Source organism: Peptoniphilus sp. HMSC062D09 (assembly GCF_001811425.1).
Classification (GTDB): Bacteria; Bacillota; Clostridia; order Tissierellales; family Peptoniphilaceae; genus Peptoniphilus_A.
Genome location: NZ_KV804706.1, coordinates 96,117 through 118,879 on the forward strand (window position 1 = coordinate 96,117; position 22,763 = coordinate 118,879).

At 31.3% G+C, this 22,763-nt stretch carries 23 protein-coding genes; 22 read left to right on the forward strand and 1 reads right to left on the reverse strand.

The genetic code is table 11. From position 1 onward, the window contains the following. Nucleotides 1-100 precede the first annotated feature (100 nt). The 4 genes from rpmE (at nt 101) to HMPREF2801_RS04460 (ending at nt 2,917) form a co-directional block, all read left to right on the forward strand. Nucleotides 101-304 (forward strand): 50S ribosomal protein L31, encoded by a 204-nt coding sequence (gene rpmE, locus HMPREF2801_RS04445; RefSeq protein ID WP_005956574.1) that lies wholly within the window; start codon nt 101-103, stop codon nt 302-304. Between the two features lie 42 nt (nt 305-346). Then, on the forward strand, nt 347-1,183 hold the full coding sequence (gene prmC / locus HMPREF2801_RS04450) for a peptide chain release factor N(5)-glutamine methyltransferase (RefSeq protein WP_070610750.1): 837 nt from the start codon (nt 347-349) through the stop codon (nt 1,181-1,183). Nucleotides 1,184-1,191: 8 nt separating this feature from the next. Continuing rightward, on the forward strand, nt 1,192-2,259 hold the full coding sequence (prfA, locus tag HMPREF2801_RS04455) for a peptide chain release factor 1 (RefSeq protein ID WP_019124400.1): 1,068 nt from the start codon (nt 1,192-1,194) through the stop codon (nt 2,257-2,259). A 115-nt stretch (nt 2,260-2,374) separates the two neighbouring features. After that, on the forward strand, nt 2,375-2,917 hold the full coding sequence (locus tag HMPREF2801_RS04460) for a rubrerythrin family protein (protein WP_070610752.1): 543 nt from the start codon (nt 2,375-2,377) through the stop codon (nt 2,915-2,917). Nucleotides 2,918-3,004: 87 nt separating this feature from the next. On the opposite strand, the gene HMPREF2801_RS04465 is transcribed toward HMPREF2801_RS04460, so the two are convergent. Then, complete coding sequence (locus HMPREF2801_RS04465; protein ID WP_083303710.1) at nt 3,005-3,811, reverse strand: EFR1 family ferrodoxin; 807 nt, start codon at nt 3,809-3,811, stop codon at nt 3,005-3,007. Between the two features lie 251 nt (nt 3,812-4,062). On the opposite strand from HMPREF2801_RS04465, the gene rpsB reads away from it, so the two are divergent. From rpsB to rpsO, 18 genes are all read left to right on the forward strand, one after another. Beyond that, nucleotides 4,063-4,857 carry a 30S ribosomal protein S2 gene (gene rpsB / locus HMPREF2801_RS04470; protein ID WP_019124402.1) on the forward strand — a complete coding sequence of 265 codons (795 nt, stop codon included), beginning with the start codon at nt 4,063-4,065 and terminating at the stop codon, nt 4,855-4,857. A gap of 71 nt (nt 4,858-4,928) precedes the next feature. After that, nucleotides 4,929-5,573 carry a translation elongation factor Ts gene (tsf, locus tag HMPREF2801_RS04475; protein WP_070610754.1) on the forward strand — a complete coding sequence of 215 codons (645 nt, stop codon included), beginning with the start codon at nt 4,929-4,931 and terminating at the stop codon, nt 5,571-5,573. A gap of 16 nt (nt 5,574-5,589) precedes the next feature. Beyond that, nucleotides 5,590-6,294: a UMP kinase gene (pyrH, locus tag HMPREF2801_RS04480; protein ID WP_019124404.1), complete on the forward strand. Its 705-nt coding sequence runs from the start codon at nt 5,590-5,592 to the stop codon at nt 6,292-6,294. A 9-nt stretch (nt 6,295-6,303) separates the two neighbouring features. Further along, nucleotides 6,304-6,861: a ribosome recycling factor gene (frr, locus tag HMPREF2801_RS04485; RefSeq protein WP_070610756.1), complete on the forward strand. Its 558-nt coding sequence runs from the start codon at nt 6,304-6,306 to the stop codon at nt 6,859-6,861. Nucleotides 6,862-6,906: 45 nt separating this feature from the next. Further along, complete coding sequence (locus tag HMPREF2801_RS04490) at nt 6,907-7,632, forward strand: isoprenyl transferase (RefSeq protein ID WP_070610758.1); 726 nt, start codon at nt 6,907-6,909, stop codon at nt 7,630-7,632. 2 nt (nt 7,633-7,634) lie between these two features. Beyond that, complete coding sequence (locus HMPREF2801_RS04495) at nt 7,635-8,417, forward strand: phosphatidate cytidylyltransferase (RefSeq protein ID WP_070610760.1); 783 nt, start codon at nt 7,635-7,637, stop codon at nt 8,415-8,417. A gap of 9 nt (nt 8,418-8,426) precedes the next feature. Continuing rightward, a complete protein-coding gene (gene rseP / locus HMPREF2801_RS04500; protein ID WP_070610762.1) occupies nt 8,427-9,437 on the forward strand; it encodes an RIP metalloprotease RseP in 1,011 nt (336 codons plus the stop codon). Continuing rightward, nucleotides 9,434-10,489, forward strand: a complete 1,056-nt coding sequence (ispG, locus tag HMPREF2801_RS04505; protein ID WP_070610764.1) for a flavodoxin-dependent (E)-4-hydroxy-3-methylbut-2-enyl-diphosphate synthase — start codon at nt 9,434-9,436, stop codon at nt 10,487-10,489. Before rseP ends, ispG begins: the two co-directional genes overlap by 4 nt. A 4-nt stretch (nt 10,490-10,493) precedes the next feature. Further along, nucleotides 10,494-14,735 (forward strand): PolC-type DNA polymerase III, encoded by a 4,242-nt coding sequence (locus HMPREF2801_RS04510; protein ID WP_070610766.1) that lies wholly within the window; start codon nt 10,494-10,496, stop codon nt 14,733-14,735. A 130-nt stretch (nt 14,736-14,865) separates the two neighbouring features. Beyond that, nucleotides 14,866-15,327 (forward strand): ribosome maturation factor RimP, encoded by a 462-nt coding sequence (gene rimP, locus HMPREF2801_RS04515; protein WP_070610768.1) that lies wholly within the window; start codon nt 14,866-14,868, stop codon nt 15,325-15,327. An 11-nt stretch (nt 15,328-15,338) separates the two neighbouring features. Then, the gene (gene nusA / locus HMPREF2801_RS04520) at nt 15,339-16,607 is read left to right on the forward strand and encodes a transcription termination factor NusA (protein WP_070610769.1); all 1,269 of its coding nucleotides are present in this window, start codon (nt 15,339-15,341) and stop codon (nt 16,605-16,607) included. Between the two features lie 27 nt (nt 16,608-16,634). Continuing rightward, entirely contained in the window at nt 16,635-16,898 is a 264-nt protein-coding gene (gene rnpM, locus HMPREF2801_RS04525) for an RNase P modulator RnpM (protein ID WP_070610771.1), read from the forward strand. Nucleotides 16,899-16,922: 24 nt separating this feature from the next. Further along, nucleotides 16,923-19,232: a translation initiation factor IF-2 gene (infB, locus tag HMPREF2801_RS04530; RefSeq protein ID WP_070610773.1), complete on the forward strand. Its 2,310-nt coding sequence runs from the start codon at nt 16,923-16,925 to the stop codon at nt 19,230-19,232. Then, nucleotides 19,232-19,585, forward strand: a complete 354-nt coding sequence (gene rbfA / locus HMPREF2801_RS04535) for a 30S ribosome-binding factor RbfA (protein WP_019124415.1) — start codon at nt 19,232-19,234, stop codon at nt 19,583-19,585. Before infB ends, rbfA begins: the two co-directional genes overlap by 1 nt. Beyond that, nucleotides 19,578-20,552, forward strand: a complete 975-nt coding sequence (locus HMPREF2801_RS04540; RefSeq protein ID WP_070610819.1) for a DHH family phosphoesterase — start codon at nt 19,578-19,580, stop codon at nt 20,550-20,552. Before rbfA ends, HMPREF2801_RS04540 begins: the two co-directional genes overlap by 8 nt. Then, nucleotides 20,549-21,439 (forward strand): tRNA pseudouridine(55) synthase TruB, encoded by an 891-nt coding sequence (gene truB, locus HMPREF2801_RS04545; protein WP_070610775.1) that lies wholly within the window; start codon nt 20,549-20,551, stop codon nt 21,437-21,439. The genes HMPREF2801_RS04540 and truB overlap by 4 nt, the downstream gene beginning before the upstream one ends. Next, complete coding sequence (locus HMPREF2801_RS04550) at nt 21,436-22,344, forward strand: bifunctional riboflavin kinase/FAD synthetase (protein WP_070610777.1); 909 nt, start codon at nt 21,436-21,438, stop codon at nt 22,342-22,344. The genes truB and HMPREF2801_RS04550 overlap by 4 nt, the downstream gene beginning before the upstream one ends. A gap of 113 nt (nt 22,345-22,457) precedes the next feature. Next, a complete protein-coding gene (rpsO, locus tag HMPREF2801_RS04555) occupies nt 22,458-22,724 on the forward strand; it encodes a 30S ribosomal protein S15 (protein WP_019107165.1) in 267 nt (88 codons plus the stop codon). Nucleotides 22,725-22,763 lie beyond the last annotated feature (39 nt).

Here is a 22,763-nt window from a genome sequence, read left to right on the forward strand (position 1 = left end):
TATTGTATAATGATTAAGGTAATAAATATATTTGTACTACAATGAAAATTGTGTTATAATATTAAAATTGAGTTATAAAAAAGTTTAAGGGGGCTAAACAATGAAAAAAGGAATTCATCCAGATTATAAAGAAGCTACAGTAACTTGTGCTTGTGGCAATACTTTTAAAACAGGATCTGTTAAAGAAGATTTAAAAGTTGAAATTTGTTCAGCTTGTCATCCTTTCTTTACAGGAAAGCAAAAACTCTCTGATCATGGCGGAAGAATTGAAAAATTCAATAGCAGATACAAGAGAAATAAATGACAATGAGGTTAGCCTAGCTAACCTTTTTTATTACTTAAATTTATGAAGATAAAAGAAGCCCTAATAGAGGGAAGAGATTTTTTAAAAAACTTAGAATATACAGATCCAATTTATGAAACTAGAAAAATTTTAGGTGAAATTTTGGAGAGAGACTTATCTTATTTAGTTTCTCACGAAAATGAAGAACTATCTGCGTCAGTTGAAAGAAAATATTTTGATATATTAAAAAAGAGGCAAGAGGGTCTACCTCTACAATATATTTTGGGAAGAGAAGATTTTTACGGAAGAACTTTTACTGTATTAGAAGGCGTTTTAATACCAAGGCAGGATACAGAAATTTCTGTAGAAGTAATTTTAAAAATTCTAAAAAATAACAATATTAAGAATCTTCTTGAAATTGGATGTGGAAGTGGGATTGTTAGTATTACACTGGGCCTTGAGACTAAGGGACAGGTGGGTATAACTGCAGTTGACATAAGTCCTCAGGCTATTAAAAATACAAATATAAATAAAAATAATTTAAATTCAAATATTAAAATTTTAGAGAGCGATTTATTCGATGAAATTAATGAGATATTTGATTTAATTTATTCAAATCCGCCCTATATTAAATCTCATGACATAGAAAACTTGCAAGTAGAAGTAAGAGATCATGAACCTAGACTTGCACTAGATGGCGGAAGCGACGGACTTTATTTTTACAGAAAGATCATTAAAGATGCACCAAAGTTTTTAAACAGTCATGGATTTTTAGTATTTGAAATAGGCTATGACCAAGCTGAGGATATTTCTTCAATAATGAGGGAAAATTTTGACCTTAAAATTTATAAGGATTTGAATAATTTAGATAGAGTAGTAGTTGGACGATTAAAGGTATAGGGGTAAATATGTACGAAAAACTTTCGGTTTTTGAAGATAGGTTAGTAGAGCTTGAAAAAGATTTGAGCAATGTAGAAATTATTAATGACTCTAAACTTTACCAACAAAAGGCCATTGAACATGCAGAGATTGAGCCAATTGTTGCAAAATATAGAGAATATAAAAATACGCTAAAGGCTTTAAACGAAAATAAAGAATTGATAAAAGAAAAATTAGATGATGAATTTAAAGATTTAGTTAGAGAAGAAATAAACGAAGGAACAAAAAAAGTTGAAACTTTGGAAAATGATTTAAAGGTTTTATTGATTCCTAAAGATAAAAATGACAGCAAAAATGTTATGGTAGAAATTCGTGCAGGTGCTGGCGGAGATGAAGCAGCACTTTTTGCTGGAGTATTGTACAGACAATATGTTAGATACGCCGAAAGAAAAGGCTTTAAAGTAGAAACTATTTCTTCCAATGAAATTGGCATTGGCGGATTTAAAGAAATTGTCTTTATGATAATAGGTAATGGCGCCTACTCAAGACTTAAATACGAATCAGGAGTTCACAGAGTTCAAAGAGTTCCTGAAACAGAAAGTGGCGGTAGAATTCACACTTCTACAGCAACTGTTGCAGTTTTACCAGAGGCTGAAGATGTGGATATTGAAATTGATCCATCTGAAATTAAATTTGATGTCTTCCGTGCATCAGGCAATGGTGGACAATGTGTAAACACTACTGACTCTGCCGTTAGACTTACTCACATTCCTACTGGAATAGTTATTTCTTGCCAAGATGAAAAGTCCCAACTTAGAAATAAGGAGAAGGCAATGAAGTTACTTAGATCAAAATTATATGATTTAAAACTTCAAGAACAAAATGAAAAAGAATCCATGGAGAGATCTTCACAAATTGGAACTGGAGATAGATCTGAAAGAATTAGGACCTACAATTATCCGCAAGGAAGAGTAACTGATCACAGAATTAACTTCACATCTCACAGAATTGACGCCATTAACGACGGTGACTTAGATGAAATAATTGATGCGTTGATAACACATGATCAAACTCAAAAAATCGAAAATATTGATTAAAAAACAAAAAATAAATATTAGATTTATTTAGTGCATATATTTGATTTTTCATAAACAATAGTCTATAATATTAATTGTAATTTTATTATTAAATTAATTTTATGGGGGTAATATTATGAATCAAATGACAAGTGACAATCTAAGATCCGCATTCGGTGGAGAATCTCAAGCTCGTACTAGATATAATATCTGGGGCGATGTAGCTGAAAAAGATGGCTTCAAAAATGTTAAAAGACTTTTTGATGCAACTGCTGATGCAGAAAAAATTCACGCAACACTTCACTTCAAAGCTTTAAGAGACGTATCTGGAGATTTTCCTGTAACTTCTATGGCAGGATTTGGAATCAACAGCACATCTGATAACCTTGAAGCTGCAAGAAATGGTGAAATATTTGAATCAACTCAAATGTATCCAGCATTTATAGCAGTTGCAGAAATGCAAGGTGAACAAGAAGCGGTTAAGGCTATGAAATTCGCCACAGCTGCAGAAAAAGTTCATGCTGAAAGATATTTAGAAGCAAAAGAAGCAGTTGATGCAGGAAAAGATCTTGATGTTGAAAAAATCTATCTATGTCCTGTATGTGGATATATCACTTTTGAAGAAGAAGATAAATGTCCAATTTGCGGATGCGCAGGAAGCAAATTTGTTGCTTACTAATTTTTTTTAAGAAAAAACTCTCCAAATTAGTGGAGAGTTTTTTTATGGACAAAATTAAAAAATAATTAAATTAAATTTTAAAATAAATTATCTATAATTATTTAAGAACTTTTTAGGTAACTTGTACTGATATTTTACTTTTCTATCTAGCAATACCCTTATAGATTTTTTAGGACAAATATTTTCACATCTTGTGCAGAATATGCAACTCCCCTTTGAATGAGCTATTTTATTTTCTATGAATAAATTATTGACTGGACAATTCTTTACACAAAGGCCACAAGCAATACAAGTATCATCAATCCACAGATTATTTCTCTTTTCACTTTCTTTTTCTAGGCCACCAATTCTTTGGGATAGTCCCATTTTATTCCCAAAATTTGTATTTCCTTGAGTTTTCAGATTTCCATTTTTGATTTCAATAGATATTTTATCAGACTTTTTTAAAGCATGATGAATTTTAAAATTTATTAAAAAATTTTCAAAAAAGGGAAGTATAGGTAAATTAGAAATATTACTTGGCATATCAATGTGTCTGGAATAAATTAAATTAGCTGACTTTGGTAAGTAATCTCTTATTACATATGCTCCATCTCCAGAAAAACACATTTGAGTAACAAGACTCATAATATTTTTATTTTCCAAATTTTCTCTATATTTATTTAAAAACTCTCTTATTATTATAGGAGGAGTTGAGTAGTAGACAGGGTACATAATAATTAGTGTCTCTATTTCAGAAAAAAGTTTTTCAAAATTATAATTATTCTCAATGTTTATTATTTGGATTTTCAAATTTTCAGCAATTCTGTTTGCAATAAGTTTGGTATTTCCTGTACCTGAAAAATATATAAGTGCCATTCTATCTTTATTATATTCATATTCAAAGTTTTTCATAAATTCTCCTTAAGATTTTTGTAAGTATATTTATAAGTAATTTATTATCTAAATCTATTATATATAACTTTTATAAAATTATTTAATACAAATTTTAATAGAAAAGAAACAAATTATTGATAATTTTATTTGCCTATGTTATACTTTTATGCGGTAAGTAATACACACATTTTTTGATATTGAAGGAGTTGCCAATTTGGTCCCTTTGATAAATGATAAAAATGGAGGAAAAAAACACGGAGGTGGCTTAAATGTCAGTAATTTCAATGAAAAACTTATTAGAAGCTGGTGTTCACTTTGGACACCAAACTAGAAGATGGAACCCTAAGATGAAGAGATTTATATTTACCGAAAGAAACGGTATTTATATAATTGATCTTCAAAAAACTGTAAAAAAAGTAGAAGAAGCTTATGACTTTGTAAGAGAGATTGCAGCAAACAATGGAGAAATTCTATTTGTTGGTACAAAAAAGCAAGCTCAAGATGCAATAGAAAAAGAAGCTACAAAATGTGGAATGCCATACATTAACCAAAGATGGTTAGGTGGTCTTTTAACTAACTACAAAACTATTAACAAGAGAATCGAAAGACTTTACAAGTTATTCGAAATGGAAGAAAATGGTACTTTTGATGTTCTTCCTAAAAAAGAAGTTGCTCAATTATTACATGAAAGAGAAAAACTTGAAAAATTCCTTGGTGGAATTAAAGAAATGAAGGGAATGCCTCAAGCTTTATTTGTTGTTGACCCTAAAAAAGAAAGAATTGCAGTTAAAGAAGCTCATATTCTAGGAATTCCAGTTATCGGTATCGTTGATACAAATTGTGATCCTGAAGAAGTTGATATTCCAATTCCAGGAAACGATGATGCAATTAGAGCAGTAAAACTTATTACTGAAACTATTGCAAATGCAGTTATTGAAGGAAAACAAGGTAGTCAAATTGAAGATAGCGACAACGATTATGATGAATCCGCTCAAGAAGTTTCTGTAGAAATTGAAGAAGTTGAAGAAACTGTTGAGGAAGAAAAGTCAACTATAGAAGAGTAAAGATATTTCGAGAGTTCTAAAGTAATCCTTTAAGACTCTCTTTTTTTAAAATAAATAAGGAGTGAATTAAAATGGCTATTACAGCAGCATTAGTTAAAGAATTGAGAGAAAAATCTGGAGCAGGCATGATGGACTGCAAGAAGGCTTTAACAGAAACAAATGGTGATATGGACAAGGCAATAGACTTTCTAAGAGAAAAGGGCCTTGCATCTGTAGCAAAGAAGTCTTCAAGAATTGCATCTGAAGGTCTTGTTGATTCTTACATCCACGGTGGAAGAATTGGAGTTCTTGTTGAAGTTAACTCTGAAACAGATTTCGTTGCTAAAAACGATGAGTTTAAATCTTTTGTAAGAGATATTGCAATGCAAGTTGCAGCAGTTGCTCCAAAATATGTAAGTCGTGAAGAAGTTCCAGCTGAAGAAGTAGAACATGAAAGAAAAGTGCTTACTGAACAAGCTAGAGGCGAAAATAAACCTGAACACATTATTGAAAAAATGGTTGAAGGTAGACTTGAAAAATTCTATGAAGAAATTTGTTTACTAGACCAAGATTTCATTAAGGATCCAGACAAAAAAATCCAAGATATTTTAAATGATTTAATTGCAAAAATTGGTGAAAACATTAAAATCAGAAGATTTGTTAGATTTGAAGTAGGCGAAGGTCTTGAAAAGAGAGAAGAAGACTTTGCTGCAGAAGTAGCAAAACAAATAGGTTAACAAATTGGAGGAGTAAATGCCAAAATATAAGAGAATTGTTTTAAAACTCAGCGGAGAAGCCTTAGCTGGTTCAAATTCCGTTGGCATTGACATTAATTATGTCAATTTAATTGCAAAGCAAGTAAAGAAAATTTATGACTTAGGTGTTGAGATTGGTATTGTTGTAGGTGGCGGAAACTTTTGGAGAGGACGCGACGAAAATAATATTGATCGTGCTACATCTGATTATATGGGTATGTTAGGTACTGTAATGAACGCTTTAGCATTGCAGGACTCTTTTGAAAAATTAGGCGTTATTACTCGTGTGCAAACTGCTATCGATATGAGGCAAGTTGCTGAACCTTATATTAGAAGGCGTGCTATTAGACATTTAGAAAAAGGTCGCGTTGTAATATTTTCAGCTGGAGTTGGAAATCCATATTTTTCAACTGACACTGCGGCTGCACTTAGGGCTGCAGAAATTGATGCTGATGTTATATTACTAGCTAAAAAGGGAACAGATGGAATTTATGATTCTGACCCTAATATAAATGAAAATGCAAAAAAATATGACAATTTAAGTTATAGAGAAATCTTAAATAAAAACTTAAAGATTATGGATGGCACAGCAACAACTCTTTGCATGGACAACAGTATTCCTTTAAGAGTATTTGGAATAGATGAAGAAGATGCAATGTTTAAAGTTGTATGTGGCGAAGATATTGGTACAAGCGTTAAATAGGAGGATATTATGATATCTGATCTAAAAAAGAATACTGAGTCTAGAATGAATAAAACTGTAGGCTCACTTACTGAATCACTTCAGTCTATAAGAGCAGGTCGTGCTAATACTACTTTACTTGACAAAATTCATGTTGATTATTATGGACAAAAAACTCCAATTAATCAAGTTGCTAGTCTTTCTGCTCCAGAGCCAAGACTTCTTGCTATTCAACCATGGGATGCAAATTTAATCCCAGATATTGAAAAGGCAATATTAAAATCTGATTTAGGAATAACTCCTTCTAATGATGGAAAAATTATTAGATTAGCTATTCCTCAACTTACAGAAGAAAGAAGAAGAGATCTTACAAAGCTAGTTGGAAAGTATGCTGAAGAGGCAAAAATATCTATTAGAAATGTAAGAAGAGATGCTATGGAAGATATTAAAAAAGCAGAAAAAGCTAAAGAAATTTCTGAAGATGATAAAGCTTCCTATGAAGAAGACATTCAAAAGTTGACAGATAAATATATTAAAGAAGTTGACAAAGTAGCAGAAAATAAAGAAAAAGAACTTATGGAAATTTAAATTTTAGCCTTAGATTATTCTAAGGCTCTTTTTTTAAGGAGTTTTATGAATTATTACGAAGAATTAGACTTAAATAACATTCCAAAACACGTTGGAATAATAATGGATGGCAATGGAAGATGGGCAAAAAATAGAAATATGCCGAGAAGCTTTGGTCACAAAGAAGGTACTAAAAGAGTTATTGAAATTGTTGAAGCAGCTTATAAAATAAATATTAAATCCTTAACCCTATATGCTTTTTCAACAGAAAATTGGAAGAGACCAGAAGAAGAAATTTCAAAGCTAATGGATTTATTAGCCTTTTACATAAAAAGCCAGTTGGAAAAAATTAAAAAGAATAATGTAAAAATTAAAGTTCTAGGTGACTACAGAGCCTTTCCAGACCCAATTGTCAAACTAATTGAAGATGCGTTGCAGGAAACAAAATCAAATGATAAAATGATATTGAATATTGGGCTAAATTATGGCGGCCAAAGTGAAATAGTTAGAGCTAGTAAAAATATTTGTAAGGATATTATTGATGGGAAAATTTCTCTTGATGATATTGATACAGAAAGCTTTAAAAATTATTTATATACCACAGGACAAGATGATCTGGATCTCTTAATTAGACCAAGTGGTGAGCTTAGAGTTTCTAATTTTTTACTTTATCAATTAGCCTATAGTGAATTTTATTTTTCAAATATTTTGTGGCCAGATTTTCATGAAAATGATTTTTACAAGGCTATATATGATTTTCAAAAACGAAATAGAAGGTATGGAGGACTTTAAATTTGACAGATCTACAAAAGAGAGTTACCACTGGTGCAGTTGGTATTTTATTAATAATTCTAATTTTTTATTTGGGGCTAAAGGCAATAAAAATTTCTTTTTTTATTATAAGTCTTGAAGCTGTAAGAGAAATGTACAATGCTCTTTACAAAAAAGGCATAAAATTATTTTTGCCAATCTTGTTTTTTGGAGCTCTTATAACTTTTTTATGCTCTTTTTTTGATAAAAACTTAATTTTCTCTCTTGTCTTATTTTTTGTTGTAAACTCATGCCTTTTTGTTCATTTAGATGATTATGAGTTGAGCAACTATGCTTATACAACATTTACTTATTTTTATGCAATATTTTTGCTTAATTTGCTTGGAAGTATTGACGATATTTACTTAATCATAGCTGGCTTTATTATTTCTTTTTCAACAGATACCTTTGCCTACTTCGTGGGATCAACTTTTGGAAAGCACAAGTTAATTGAAAGGGTAAGCCCAAATAAATCTATTGAAGGTGCAATTGGGGGAACTTTTTTTGCCCTTGTCATTACAAGTATTTATTTTGTAATGCTCAATAAGGACAATGCAATTTATGATATTAATGCTCTTGTAGTAATTATTATATTCTTATCTTCTATTTCTGGTCAATTTGGCGATTTATTTGCGTCTAAGATAAAAAGATACACAGAGATAAAGGACTACGCACAAATTCTTCCTGGACATGGTGGTATTTTGGATAGGTTTGACAGTTTAATTTTTATCAGTCCCTTTATTTATATCTTGTACAACTTTATTTAAGGAGGACAGATGATCACTTTAATTAGTTCTCTAGTAGTTTTTCTATTAGTTGTAATGCTTCATGAATTTGGGCACTTCACAGTGGCAAAACTATCAGGAATAAAAGTCAATGAATTTTCCATAGGTATGGGACCAAAACTTTTCCAAAAACAAAAGGGCGAGACTTCTTACAGTCTTAGAGCACTACCCATTGGTGGTTATGTTGCCATGGAAGGGGAAGAGGAAAGTTCTCACGATCCCAGATCCTTTAACAATGCTCCTATTTTAAAGAGAATGGCAGTTGTTCTTGCTGGAGCTTTTATGAATTTTATTTTAGCCTTTCTTGCCTTTACCATAATTTTTTCTATTTTTGGCTATGGTTCAAATGAAATTGACACAGTAATTAAGGATTCTCCAGCAGAAATTGCTGGATTAAAAGCTGGAGATAAAATAGTAGAAATAGATAAAATTAAAACTAAGGATATTTACGATATTAATTCTTTAATTAGAGACAAAAAGGATGAAGAAATTAATCTAAAAATAAATAGGAATGGCGAAAACTTAGATATTAATTTAAAGCCAAGATATTCGGAAGAAAATAAAATGTATTTAATTGGCATTACATCTAAGCTTAAGCATTCTTTTTTTAAGTCTATAGAACTTGGTGCCAAGAGGACAGGCGAAATGTCCCTCATGTTTTTAAAGAGCTTAAAAATGATTTTTGATGGTTCCTTTAAAATGGAATATCTTTCTGGACCTGTTGCAGTTGTACAAATGATTGGCTCAGAATCATCTAAGGGCTTTTTAAATTTTTTACAGATTTTGGCTCTGATTTCTGTCAATCTCGGTGTATTTAATTTAATTCCAATTCCAGCTCTTGATGGAGGAAAATTTTTATTTTTGTTAATTGAAGCTCTAAGAGGCAAGCCTATAAATGAAAAATTTGAACAAGGTCTTTCACTAATTGGAATTAGTATTTTATTTAGCTTAATGATTTATGTAACTATATTTAATGATATTGGAAGGTTGTTTAGTAAATGATAAAGAGAAAAGAGACAAAGAAAATTTATGTTGGCAAGGTGCCAGTTGGAGGAGATTCTTTTATTTCAATCCAATCAATGACTAACACCAATACGAAAGATGTAAAATCTACTGTTTCGCAAATAAAAAAATTGGAAGAAGCTGGTTGCGAAATTATTAGAGTGGCTGTAAATGATTTAGATGATGCAGCCGCACTTAGAGAGATAAAAAAGGAGATAAAAATTCCAATAATTTCTGACATTCAATTTGATTATAAACTGGCTATAGCTGCTGCTGAAAACGAAAGTGATGCTATAAGATTAAATCCAGGAAATATTGGCGAATCATGGAAGATAAAAGAAGTAATAGAAGCTTGTAAGTTTTATAACATTCCCATAAGAGTTGGCGTGAATTCTGGTTCTATAAAAGAGGAGTTTTTGGATAAGTTTAAGGGTGTCAATGCATCTTCTATATGTTATAGTGCAATGGAAGAAGTGGAAATTCTTGAAAAAAATAATTTTTACGATATTGCTGTATCTCTTAAGGCTTCCAGTGTAAACTTGACCATAGAAAGCTATAGAAAATTTTCTGAGATGTCAAATTATCCACTTCATCTTGGTGTCACTGAAGCAGGTACACCAAAGAAGGGCATTGTTAAGTCTGCAATTGGAATCGGGACTCTTCTAGCTGAAGGAATTGGCGACACAATAAGAGTTTCTCTAACATCTGATCCCTTAGATGAAGTAATAGCTGGAAAAGATATTTTAAAGGCACTAGATCTCAGAAGGGAAGGAATAGATTTAATTTCTTGTCCAACTTGTGCAAGGACCAAGGTAGACTTAATTGAAATTGTAAAAAATGTTGAAGACAGACTATATGCAATGGATAAGAATTTAAAAGTTGCAATAATGGGCTGTGCAGTAAATGGTCCAGGTGAAGCAAAGGAAGCAGACATTGGAATTGCCTGTGGAAATGGAAATGGACTTATTTTTAAAAAGGGCGAAATCGTAAAAAAAGTTCCTGAAGAAAAACTTTTAAGTGAACTTTTATCAGAAATAGAAAAAATCGGGTGAGAAGTTGCTTTTATTAAAAGATATTTTTAAAAAATTAGAAATCACATCTTTAGAAGTTTCAGATGATATATCCATAGATTCTATTAAGAGAAATAAGAATAGTGGCGAGGTATTTTTTGTAATAACTTCTAAAGAAGGTTTAGATACAAATTTAAAGAAAAAAATTAAAGAGATTTTTTCTAAAAATTTAGAAGAATATAAAATTTATATTGAATTCAAGTCATCTTCTCTCTATAAAAGTGAAGATGATTTAATTTGTGCGGAAATACAAAAGTACAATCCATCTTCAAAAATATGGATTGAAGAAATTGAAATTAAAAAAGAAAAAAATAAAATTGAAATAAAACTTCCAAGTGAGGAAGCCTATTACACCCTAACAAAAAATGGATTTGGTCACTATTTGGAAGAAGAACTCAAAGTATTTGGTTCCTATAAAATCGACTTTGACTTTGTAAAAGAAATTGTAGAAGAAGACAATATTGAGTCCTTTATTTCGCAGATTGACGAGGCAGAAGAAGTGATTTCTGCAAAGCATGAATTGGAAATTAAAACAAAGGCAGAAAATAATATAAAGGAAAGCAAAGCAAAAAAAGTAAATTCTTATGGAAAAAAAGATATTGATAATACTCAAAGGCTTATTGATATAAATGTCAATTCGCAAAAAGTCACTGTAGAAGTTGATATCTTTAACATTGATAGTCGAGAAATAAAATCTGGGAATTTTTTAGTTTCCCTATCTGTGACAGACTATACTTCTTCAAGTCTTGCCAAAATATTTTTAAAGCCAGAAAAGCTTGAAGAATTTTTGGAAAGTTTCAAAAAGGGCGATCATGTTTTAATAACTGGAAATGTAAATTATGATAGTTTTTCAAAATGTGAGACTCTTATGATAAGATACATTGAAAAAAGGGAAAAAGTAATTCGCATGGATTACTCCAAGGAAAAGAGAACGGAATTTAGAATTCACTCAAAAATGTCCCAAATGTCTGGTGTAACTTCCTTTACTGATTTTGCAAAAAGAGCAAAACTATGGGGTCACGATGCACTAGCTATAGCTGACACCAATGATGTTCAGGGATTTCCAGAAGCAATGGAAGCAGGAGAAGCTACTGGACTTAAAATTTTATATGGCACAGATATAAATTTTGTTGACGACAAAGAAAAAATCGTTACAAATTATGATTCTAATAAAAATTATAATTCTTATGTTGTCTTCGATATAGAAACTACTGGACTATCTTCTAGAAATGATAAAATTACAGAAATTGGTGCAGTAAAAATTGTTGATGGAACAATTGTAGATAGATTTTCACAATTAGTGAATCCTGAAAGAGAAATTCCACAAGTAGTAGTTGAACTTACTGGCATTAGCAATGCAAAAGTAGAAAATGAACCTACAATCGAAGAAGTAATCCCAAAATTTTATGAATTTTCAAAGGACTCCGTCTTAGTTGCACATAATGCGAAATTTGATATATCTTTCATAAGAAGGGAATATGCAAATAATAATTTAGAATTTAGTCACCCAATCTTAGATACCCTAGTATTGTCAAGAGCTCTTATGACTGATGTGAAGAGATTTAACTTAGGAACACTTTGTAAAAATCTTGGAGTTTCACTTGTTGGAGCTCACAGAGCTGTAAATGATGCTGAAGCTACTGCTGCAATGTTTATAAAATTAATTGAAAGATTTAAAAGAGATAAGGAATTTAATTTTGACAATTTAAACCAAGAAATTATAAACATAGATTCTAAACGACTGTTCGAAAGTTCACTCTTATTAATAGCCAAGGATGAAGTTGGACTAAAAAATTTATACAAACTGATATCTGCATCTCATATGCAATTTTATAATTTTACCGCAAAAGTTCCTCGAACATTATTGGATAAATATAAGGAAGGAATTTTAGTGGGCTCAGGCAATGCCAGCTCAGAACTTTTCGATGCAGTTTACAGAATGTGTCCCGATGATGAACTTTTAGAAATAGCAAAGTATTATGACTTTTTAGAAATTCAACCAGCAAGCGATAATATAATGGCAATTGAAGATGGAAAATTCACAATAGAAGATATAAGAGAAATAAATAAAAAGATCTTGTGGCTTGGAGAAAAATTAGAAATTCCAGTTATTGCTGATTCAGACACTTATTATCTTGAAGAGTCAGAAGATATTTTAAGGCGAATTGTTTTAAATGGAAAGCCAGGTAGACCTGATCCAAGGGCTAGTCGAGAGCAAAAATTTTATTTTAAAACTACAGAAGAAATGCTTGATGAATTTTCTTATCTTGGTGAAGAAAAAGCGTATGAAGTAGTAGTAACAAATACAAATAAGTTGAAGGATGAAATAAAAGCCATTAAACCAATTCCCGATGGCAAATATCCACCAGTAATAGAAGGTTCTGACGAAAGTTTAAGAGAAATGACTTATAAGAAGGCTCACGAAATTTATGGTGATAAGCTCCCGGAGATAGTTGAAGAGAGATTAGAGAAAGAATTAAAATCTATAATTTCAAATGGATATTCAGTCCTTTATATAATTGCTCAAAAGCTTGTAAAAAAATCAAATGATGATGGATTTTTAGTTGGTTCAAGGGGATCTGTTGGCTCATCTTTCGTTGCAACAATGTCTGGCATAACAGAAGTTAACCCTCTTCCACCACATTATATCTGTCCAAATTGTAAACACTCAGAGTTTACAAAAGATTTAACATACGGTTCTGGTGTTGACATGCCTGATAAAATTTGTCCAGAATGTGGAAGTCCAATGAGAAAAGATGGACACAACATTCCTTTCGAAGTATTTTTAGGCTTTTATGGAGACAAGGAACCAGATATCGATTTAAACTTTGCTGGTGAATATCAACCACAAGCACATAAATACACAGAAGAATTATTTGGTGAGGGTTATGTATTTAGGGCAGGAACTATTGGAAAAATTGCAGAGAAAACTGCCTATGGCTATGTAAAAAAATATTTTGAGGGCAAAAATATTTCGCCTGTTGAAATAGATAGGTTAGCAAAGGAAATAACTGACGGAAAAAGAACTAGCGGACAACATCCAGGCGGTGTTATGATTGTGCCTAAGAGCAAAAGTATTTTCGATTTCACCCCAATTCAGTATCCAGCAGATGACGCAACATCAGGAGTAATAACTACTCACTTTGACTACAACTTCATTCATGGAAAGATTTTAAAACTTGATATTCTTGGTCACGATGGTCCTACTATTATTAAAATGCTTGAAGACTTCACTGGACTTGATTCAAATAAAATTAGACTAGACGATGAAAAGACTCTATCCATATTTAATAGTGCAGAAATTTTTAACATGGATGAAGAAATTTTTTCTTGCGAAACAGGAACTCTGGGCATACCAGAATTTGGTACATCTTTTGTAATTTCTATGCTAAAGGAAACAAAGCCAAAGAATTTTGCGGACCTGGTAAGAATTTCTGGGCTATCACATGGAACTGATGTATGGATTTCAAATGCCCAAGAGCTTGTTGACTCAGGAAGGGCAGAACTTAAAGATGTAATTTCAACAAGAGAAGACATTATGGTTTACCTAATAAATGCAGGTGCAGAAAATAAAATGGCCTTTGACACCATGGAAAAAGTTAGAAAGGGAAAGGGGCTTACTGAAGAACAAGAAAAGATAATGAAGAATTTAGATTTACCTGAATGGTATATTGATTCCTGTAAAAAAATCAAGTATATGTTCCCTAAGGCACATGCTGTTGCATATGTAATGCTCTCCTTTAGAATAGCTTACTATAAATTAAATTATCCTCTAGCCTTTTACGCAACCTATTTCACTATTAAATTAAATGACTTTAATGGAGAAAATATTATTGAAGGTCCAAGCTTTTTAAAGAATAGAATAAAAATTTTAAGGGAAATTCAAAAACCAACTGCAAAGGACAAGGGAGAAATAAGAGTGTCTGAAGTTGCTCTTGAAATGTATGCAAGAGGCTTTGAATTTTTGCCAGCTGATCTATATAAATCAAAGGCATCCAAGTTTACTATAGAAGATAAAAAGATAAGAATGCCACTAAGGGCAATACCAGGCATTGGTGAGAACTGTGCTAATAACATAGAAGAAGAGGCTATGAAGTCAAAGTTTTTATCCATAGAAGACTTTTCTAAAAGAACTAAGGCAGGCAACTCAGTAATTACAATTTTACAAAAAAATGGAATGTTAATTGATCTTGATGAGACAAACCAAATTTCTCTATTTAATTTTTAAAATTTGTAAATTAAGTAATTTTTGTTATAAGTTGTAATTCTACTAATTTGTGTTATAATTTAATAAGAAAGATATTTTAGTGTAAAGAGTGGGTTAGCCCACTCTTTGTTTTTTAGTAGTGAGGTGTTAAGTGAATAAAAAAGAATTAAGAAAAGAGATTTACCCACTAGCTGAAGAGGTAGCAGAAGAACTTGGCTACGAAATTGTAGACATAGAATTTCAAAATGGATCAAAGCACGATCTTCTTTCGATTTTTATTTATAAAAAAGAAGGAATTGATCTTGATGACTGCACAGAAATGAGTAGAAATTTAGAGAAAAAGTTAGACGATCTTGACATTTTAAAAAGTCCTTATTATCTTGAGATTTCTTCGCCAGGACTTGATAGACCTTTAAAAACAAAAGATGACTATAGAAGAAATGTTGGCAAGGAAATTGAACTTAAACTTTATGCACCAATTGACGGAAAAAAAGAATTTAGTTTTGTTTTAGACAAATATGATGATGAATTTGTATATTGTAACATTGATGGTGAAGAATTAAAAATTCCTATTAAATCAATTTCATCTATGAAACAAACTATTAAATTTTAATGGAGGAATAAATGAACCAAGAGTTTATAGACGCTTTGAATGAAATCGAAAAAGAAAAAGGGATTTCAAAAGAAATTGTCTTCGAGGCTTTGGAATCAGCTTTAGTTTCTAGTTATAGAAAAAATTATGGTACATCTCAAAATGTGATTGTTAACATGAATAGAGAAACTGGAGAGATAAAACTTTTTGCATCTAAGGATGTTGTTGATGAAGTAGAAGACGATCAACTTCAAATATCTTTAGAAGAGGCAAAAAAGATTGACCCAAGCTATGAAGTTGGAGATGTATATAATTTAGAAATACATCCAAAAAACTTTGGAAGAATTGCTGCTCAAACAGCTAAACAAGTAGTTATCCAAAGAATAAAAGACGCTGAGAGAGATATTGTTTTTGACGAATATGTTGAAAGAGAAAAGGAAATCATTACGGGAGTAGTTCAAAGGAAGGCCTACAATAATGTATATGTTGATTTAGGAACTACTGAAGCAATTTTGCCTTATAGTGAGCAAATAAGTAATGAAAGATACGACCATGGCGACAGATACAAGATGTTAATTTTATCTGTTGAAAAGTCTACAAAGGGTCCACAAATTGTCCTTTCAAGGTCACACCCTGACTTAATAAAGAGACTCTTTGAATTAGAAGTGCCTGAAGTAAGTGAAGGAATTGTTGAAATTTATTCTATTTCTAGAGAAGCTGGATCAAGGACAAAGATTGCTGTATTTTCAAGAGATCCTGAAGTAGACCCACTAGGGGCTTGCGTTGGATACAAGGGTCAAAGGGTAAATGCAATTGTAGATGAAATACACAATGAAAAAATTGACATTGTTATTTACGAAAAGGAAATGGACAAATTTATTGCAAACTCACTAAGTCCATCTAAGGTAGAAAAAGTTTTTGTAAATGAAGCTGAAAAATCTGCTTTGGCTATAGTGCCAGATTATCAATTATCTCTTGCAATAGGTAAAGAGGGACAAAATGTTAGACTTGCAGCAAAGCTAACAGGATGGAAAATTGATATTAAGTCTAAGGAACAGTTTGAAGCTTATCTTGAAGATAGGGGAATCTCTGAAGAAGAATTAGCTGAAGAATTTGAAAATGCAAAGAAAGATGTGTCTGATGATCTTGAAGCTGAAGATGATATAACTTTAGAGAATTCTGATGAAGTTAGCAGTGAAGAAGTTTCTCAAGATAATGATTTAGATATCAATGAAAAAGATGATTTAGAAGTAGAATCTTCTAGAGAAAATAGTGAAGAATCTGAAGAAAAGGAAGATTAAAAAATTCTTAATTTAACGGAGTAATAAATGACTAAAATTAGGAAAATACCTATGCGTACTTGTATAGGTTGTAGGGAACAAAAACCAAAAAAAGATTTAATCAGAGTTGTTAAAAACAAGGAAGATGAAATCTTTATTGATAAAACGGGAAAGGCAAATGGAAGAGGAGCTTATTTATGTAATGACAAAAGTTGTTTGGAAAAAGCGATAAAGTCAAAGGCCCTAAATAGGGCATTTACGACAGAAATTAGTGAGGAAGTATATGAGAAACTAATAAATTCTGTGGATTAAGCTTCTTTTGAGGAGGTGTTCAATTTGTCAAAAATTAGAGTGCACGCTTTGGCAAAGGAAATTGGTATTACAAGCAAAGAATTAATTTTAAAATTAAATGAAATGGAAATACCTGTAAAAAACCATATGTCAACTTTAGAAAGTGCTGATGAAGAAAGAATAAGAAAATTATACAAAAAAAGTTCTTCTAAGAATGAATCTCCTGTAAAGAATGATAATTCTAAAAATAGTAGAGATGTAAAAGCAAAAAGTGAAGTTGCTAAAAATAGTAAGGATAAGAAAGAAAAAACAAATAAAGTTAAAACTTCTAATGACCAAAGGCAAAAAAAAGATTATGACAAAGAATTTTTTGATGAAAGAAAAATAGAAAATCATAAAGGCAATAAAAATCACAAAAATAAAAAAGAAGAATCTTTTGAAGATGAGGATTTTAACAGTAATAGAAAAAATAGATTTAAAAACAAAAAAGATAATAAAAGGGAAAATAACAACTCCTACAACAGAGATTTAACTAAGAAAAAGCCAAAGAAAAAAGTTAAATCAAGACATAAAACAGAGGAAGAAAATAGAGGAGATGATCCTATAACAGTGATTGCACCAATTACAGTTAAAGATTTTGCAGATCAACTTGGAGTATCTGTATCTACAGTAATTACAAAATTAATAGGCCTTGGAGTTATGGCTAATCAAAATCAAAGCATTGATGAAGACACTTGTATTTTATTAGCAGATGAACTTGGTGTTGAAATAGACATTGAAGAGCCAAAGCTAGACGAATCAATTGAAGAAGAATACGGTCTTCTAAAAAAGGATAAAGAAAGAGACTTAAAGACTAGACCACCTGTAGTTACAGTAATGGGCCACGTTGACCACGGCAAGACTTCTCTTCTTGATTCAATCAAGAAGACTCATGTAACACAATCAGAAGCTGGTGGAATTACTCAACACATAGGAGCTTACACAGTTAATTTAGCTGGAAAGAAAATTACCTTCCTAGATACGCCTGGTCACGAAGCCTTTACTTCTATGAGACTTAGAGGAGCTCAAACTACAGATATTGCTGTGCTTGTTGTAGCCGCAGATGATGGTGTAATGCCACAAACACTTGAAGCAATTTCTCACGCAAGATCTGCTGAAGTGCCTATTATTGTTGCTATAACAAAGATTGATAAGCCAGAAGCTAACCCTGAAAGGGTAAAGCAAGAGCTTATGAATGAAAACTTGCTAGCTGAAGAGTGGGGAGGAGACACAATTGTTGTAGGTGTTTCTTCAAAAACAGGAGAAGGCATAGATGAACTTCTTGAAATGATTCTTCTAGTTGCCGAAATGAGAGAGCTTAAGGCAAATCCTAATAGACGAGCTATTGGAACTATTATCGAAGCAAACCTTGACAAGGCAAAGGGACCTATGGCAACTATTCTCATTAAGAATGGTACTTTAAGATTTGGCGACTCAATAGTTTCTGGAGTATGTTCAGGAAGAATTAGGGCTATGCAAGACGATAAGGGCAAGCAAGTTAAAAAGGCTGGTCCATCTATGCCAGTTGTAGTTCTTGGTCTTAACGAAGTTCCTAATGCAGGTGATACAATTTATGCAGTTAATGATGATAAGACTGCAAAGGCTATTGCTGACAAAAATGCAGAAATCACTAGAGAAAAAAGACTTAGCCAAACTACAAAGATTAGTCTAGACAATTTATTTGAAAAAATTTCTGAAGAAGATGTAAAGGAATTAAACATAGTTGTAAAGGCTGATGTTAAGGGTTCTGTTGAAGCTTTAAATCAATCACTTCTAAAACTATCTACTGATGAAGTAAAAATCTCAATAATTCACTCTGGAGTTGGCGGAATTAATGAATCTGACGTAACACTTGCTTCTGCATCTAATGCAATAGTAATTGGATTTAATGTTAGACCAAATATTAATGCCATTGAACTTGCTAAGGCTGAAGATGTTGAAATTAGAACTTACAGAGTAATTTATGAAATCATAAATGATATTGAACAAGCTGCTAAGGGTATGTTAGATCCAGATATTGTTGAAGAAATTCTTGGTAGATGTGAAATCAGACAAACCTTTAAACTTCCTAATAACCAAATGGTTGCAGGAGTATATGTTTTAAATGGTAAAATCTTAAGAAATTCTAAAGTAAAAGTTCTTAGAGACGATGTCGTAATTCACGAAGGAGACATAGCTTCACTAAAGAGATTTAAAGATGATACAAAGGAACTTGCTACTGGTTTTGAAGGCGGACTTGTTATCGATGGTTTTAACGACATCAAAGAAGGAGACCTTCTTGAGTCATATATACTAAAGGAAGTTAAGAGAGCATAATGAACAATAAGAGAATTAATAGAATATCTGAAGAAGTAAAAAGAACAATTTCAAATATTGTCCAAAATGAACTAAAGGATCCTAGAATTCCATCTATTACAAGCATCTCTCATGTTGAAGTAACTAACGATCTATCCTTTGCCAAGGTATATGTGTCTGTGCTTGGAAATGACTTTGACAGAGATGAAGCCGTGGAAGGATTAAATTCTGCAAAGGGATATATTAAAAAAGAATTGTCTAAAAGAGTTAAACTTAGAGCAATGCCTGAACTTATCTTTATAAAAGACGATTCCATAGAGAGAGCTCTTGAACTTGACAAATTAATTGATGAGGTAAATCGTGGAAATGAATAATCTAGTAGAACTTTCCTCTGAATTAAAAAAACTAATTGATGAAAGTGAAATTATTGCAGTTGCATCTCACTTAAATCCAGATGGAGATAATTTAGGTTCAGCTACAGCTATGGTGGGCATGCTAAATAAACTTTGCAAAAATGTTGTTTTTGTTTTAGATGACAAGATTCCACAATCCTTTAAATTTTTGCCAAACTTATCCTTTTCTAAGGCTCCCGATGAAATAAATAACAATTTTGATTTATTTATTGCCTTAGATTCATCTGACGAAAATAGAATGGGAGATAATATAAAAAAAATCTTTGAAGCATCAAAGAAAACTGTAAATATTGATCACCATTTTAGTAACACCAATTACGCTGATTTAAATATTGTTGATTCAAAATCTCCAGCGACTTGTGAAGTCCTTGCAAGGATTTTTGAAACTTTGAATTTCGAACTAAACAAAGAAATTGCAACTTCACTATATACAGGACTTTCCACTGACACAGGTTCTTTTAAATATAGTTCTGTTTCTTCAGATACTTTTTTAACTGCATCAAATTTATTTAAATATGATATTGATATTGATAAAGTCACAGTAAATGTATATCAAAGTAGGTCTAGAGAAAAGACAGATCTATTAATTAGAGCCATGAATTCAATTGAGTATTTTCATGACAACAAAATTGCTGTTGTATTTGTCACTAAAGAAGACATGGAAAAATCAAAGGCAGAAAAATCTGATGCTGATGGCATAGTTGAATTTGTTAGAGATATTGATACAGTGGAGCTTGCAGTTTTATTAAAGGAAAAAGACGACTGCATAAGACTTTCTCTTAGATCAAAGTCTGATGTTGATTGCACAAAAGTTGCATCAAAATTTAATGGCGGAGGTCATGTAAGAGCATCTGGTGGCACAATAAATCATACTGATTTAAAAAAGGCCAAAGAAGATGTGGTAAAAGTAGCTGAAGAACAATTATGATGGACGGACTTTTAATTTTTGACAAAGAAAAGGGAATCACTTCTCACGATTTAGTTTATAAAGTTAGAAAAAAATTGGGAATAAAAAAAGTAGGTCACACAGGCACACTTGATCCAATGGCTACAGGTGTGCTAGTGATTTCCATAGGGAAGGGCACAAAGACAAGTGATTATATTTTATCAAGTGACAAAGTATATGAAGCGAAAGTAAGACTTGGAATTTTGACCGACACCTATGACATAACTGGAAAAATTTTGGAGGAAGAAGATGTAATTTTTACTGAAGAAGAAATTAAAGATGCTTTAATTAAATTCACTGGTAAAATCTCTCAGAAACCTCCAATTTATTCTGCCCTAAAAGTTAAGGGGAAAAAACTTTATGAATATGCAAGAGAAGGAAAAGACGTCGAAATAAAAAAAAGAAATGTTGAAATTTATAAAAACAAACTCTTAGACTTTAATGGAAAAGATGAGTTTACTATTTTAGTTCACGTGTCAAAGGGAACATATATTAGATCTCTTGCCTACGATATAGGAAAATATTTAGGCACATATGGTGCATTAACTGAGCTTAGACGAATTAGGACTGGGTCTTTTAAAATTGAAGATGCCATAAAAGTTTCTGATTTTGAAAAATCAAGCCTAGATGAAATAAAAGAAAAAATTTTACCCATTGATTTAGCGCTAATGGATTTTAAGAGAATTGATATTCCAAAGAGTTTTTGCGACAAATTCATTAGTGGACAGTTTTATAAATTAAAGGAAGATTTTTCTGATGAAAATTATAGAGTTTATTCAGATAATAAATTTTTGGGTATTGGAGAAATAAGGAAAAAAGATGGAGAATTTTTTCTCAAGATGAAGAAGAATTTAATAGGTGATTTATGAAAATAATTGAAATTGACTTAAATTATGAGGCAGAGCAAGAATCAGTTATAGCCCTTGGCAATTTTGACGGCGTCCACAGAGGTCATATTGAATTAATAAGTAAGGCAATTGAAAATGCAAAAAAATTAAATATTAAGTCAAGTCTATTGCTTTTTAACGAGCACACAGATAATCTTGTAAAAGTAGGGAAAAAAGATATTATAACAACTAATAAGACTAAATTTGAAATTTTAGAAAATTTAGGCGTAGATATAATTTACCTGATTAATTTTACGAGAGAGTTTATGTCTTACAGTCCAATTAAGTTTTTAGATGATTTTTTAGCAAAAAATTTAAAAATAAAGGGAGTTGTAGTGGGCTATGACTATACCTATGGATATAAAAAATCTGGAGATGTAAAGTTTTTAAAGGAAAATAAAAACTTATTTAAATCTGTTGAAGTGATTGATCAAATTTCTTACAATGGCGAAAAAATTTCTTCTTCTCTAATTAGAAATTTAATTGAAGATGGAAATATAAAAGATGCAAATTTTTTGTTGTCTAGACCCTATAAACTCATTGGAAAAATTATTCATGCCAAGGGTTTGGGAAAGAAAATGGGTTATCCAACGGCTAATTTTGAACTAATTGACAATTTTGTTATTCCAAAGTTTGGTGTCTATGACACAGATATTATAATTAAGGGCAAAAAATATAGGGCATCTACTAATATTGGAACTAATCCAACAGTTGAACATGATGGCATAAAAATTGAGGCACACATATTAGACTTTAACGAAGATATATATGGAGAGATTGTAGAGCTTGAACTTTTAGATTTTGTTAGACCTGAATTAAAGTTTAATAGTCTAGAAGAATTATTTGACCAAATTGCAAAAGATGTTTTAATTACAAGGAATAGATAACTTTACATTTATGACATTTCGTGGTAATATATAAAAGGTTAAATAGCTATTCACAGTTGGTCGCTCCTCGACGCCTACTTTGATTAGCTGAATTAAAAATTTAGGAGGAAAATATGTTAGAACCAAATATTAAAAAAATTATTATTGACGAATTTAAAACTCACGAAGGTGACACAGGCTCACCAGAAGTACAAATTGCAATTCTTACTAGAAGAATTAACGATTTAAACGAACACTTAAGAGTTCACAAGAAAGACCACCACTCAAGAAGGGGACTTCTTAAAATGGTAGGTAAGAGAAGAAACTTATTAAGATATTTAAAAAATAGTGATATAGAAAGATATCGTACACTTATTAAAAAACTACAAATAAGAGGATAATAGGAGCGGTAATTCCGCTCTTTCTTATTAAAAGGAGGA

Excerpts from the sequence above, each read along its gene's own strand:
- rpmE (WP_005956574.1), top strand. The coding sequence starts at position 101 with ATGAAAAAAGGAATTCATCCAGATTATAAAGAAGCTACAGTAACTTGT.
- prmC (WP_070610750.1), top strand. The coding sequence starts at position 347 with ATGAAGATAAAAGAAGCCCTAATAGAGGGAAGAGATTTTTTAAAAAAC.
- prfA (WP_019124400.1), top strand. The coding sequence starts at position 1,192 with ATGTACGAAAAACTTTCGGTTTTTGAAGATAGGTTAGTAGAGCTTGAA.
- HMPREF2801_RS04460 (WP_070610752.1), top strand. The coding sequence starts at position 2,375 with ATGAATCAAATGACAAGTGACAATCTAAGATCCGCATTCGGTGGAGAA.
- HMPREF2801_RS04465 (WP_083303710.1), bottom strand. The coding sequence starts at position 3,811 with ATGAAAAACTTTGAATATGAATATAATAAAGATAGAATGGCACTTATA.
- rpsB (WP_019124402.1), top strand. The coding sequence starts at position 4,063 with ATGTCAGTAATTTCAATGAAAAACTTATTAGAAGCTGGTGTTCACTTT.
- tsf (WP_070610754.1), top strand. The coding sequence starts at position 4,929 with ATGGCTATTACAGCAGCATTAGTTAAAGAATTGAGAGAAAAATCTGGA.
- pyrH (WP_019124404.1), top strand. The coding sequence starts at position 5,590 with ATGCCAAAATATAAGAGAATTGTTTTAAAACTCAGCGGAGAAGCCTTA.
- frr (WP_070610756.1), top strand. The coding sequence starts at position 6,304 with ATGATATCTGATCTAAAAAAGAATACTGAGTCTAGAATGAATAAAACT.
- HMPREF2801_RS04490 (WP_070610758.1), top strand. The coding sequence starts at position 6,907 with ATGAATTATTACGAAGAATTAGACTTAAATAACATTCCAAAACACGTT.
- rseP (WP_070610762.1), top strand. The coding sequence starts at position 8,427 with ATGATCACTTTAATTAGTTCTCTAGTAGTTTTTCTATTAGTTGTAATG.
- ispG (WP_070610764.1), top strand. The coding sequence starts at position 9,434 with ATGATAAAGAGAAAAGAGACAAAGAAAATTTATGTTGGCAAGGTGCCA.
- nusA (WP_070610769.1), top strand. The coding sequence starts at position 15,339 with ATGAACCAAGAGTTTATAGACGCTTTGAATGAAATCGAAAAAGAAAAA.
- rnpM (WP_070610771.1), top strand. The coding sequence starts at position 16,635 with ATGACTAAAATTAGGAAAATACCTATGCGTACTTGTATAGGTTGTAGG.
- rbfA (WP_019124415.1), top strand. The coding sequence starts at position 19,232 with ATGAACAATAAGAGAATTAATAGAATATCTGAAGAAGTAAAAAGAACA.
- HMPREF2801_RS04540 (WP_070610819.1), top strand. The coding sequence starts at position 19,578 with ATGAATAATCTAGTAGAACTTTCCTCTGAATTAAAAAAACTAATTGAT.
- truB (WP_070610775.1), top strand. The coding sequence starts at position 20,549 with ATGATGGACGGACTTTTAATTTTTGACAAAGAAAAGGGAATCACTTCT.
- HMPREF2801_RS04550 (WP_070610777.1), top strand. The coding sequence starts at position 21,436 with ATGAAAATAATTGAAATTGACTTAAATTATGAGGCAGAGCAAGAATCA.
- rpsO (WP_019107165.1), top strand. The coding sequence starts at position 22,458 with ATGTTAGAACCAAATATTAAAAAAATTATTATTGACGAATTTAAAACT.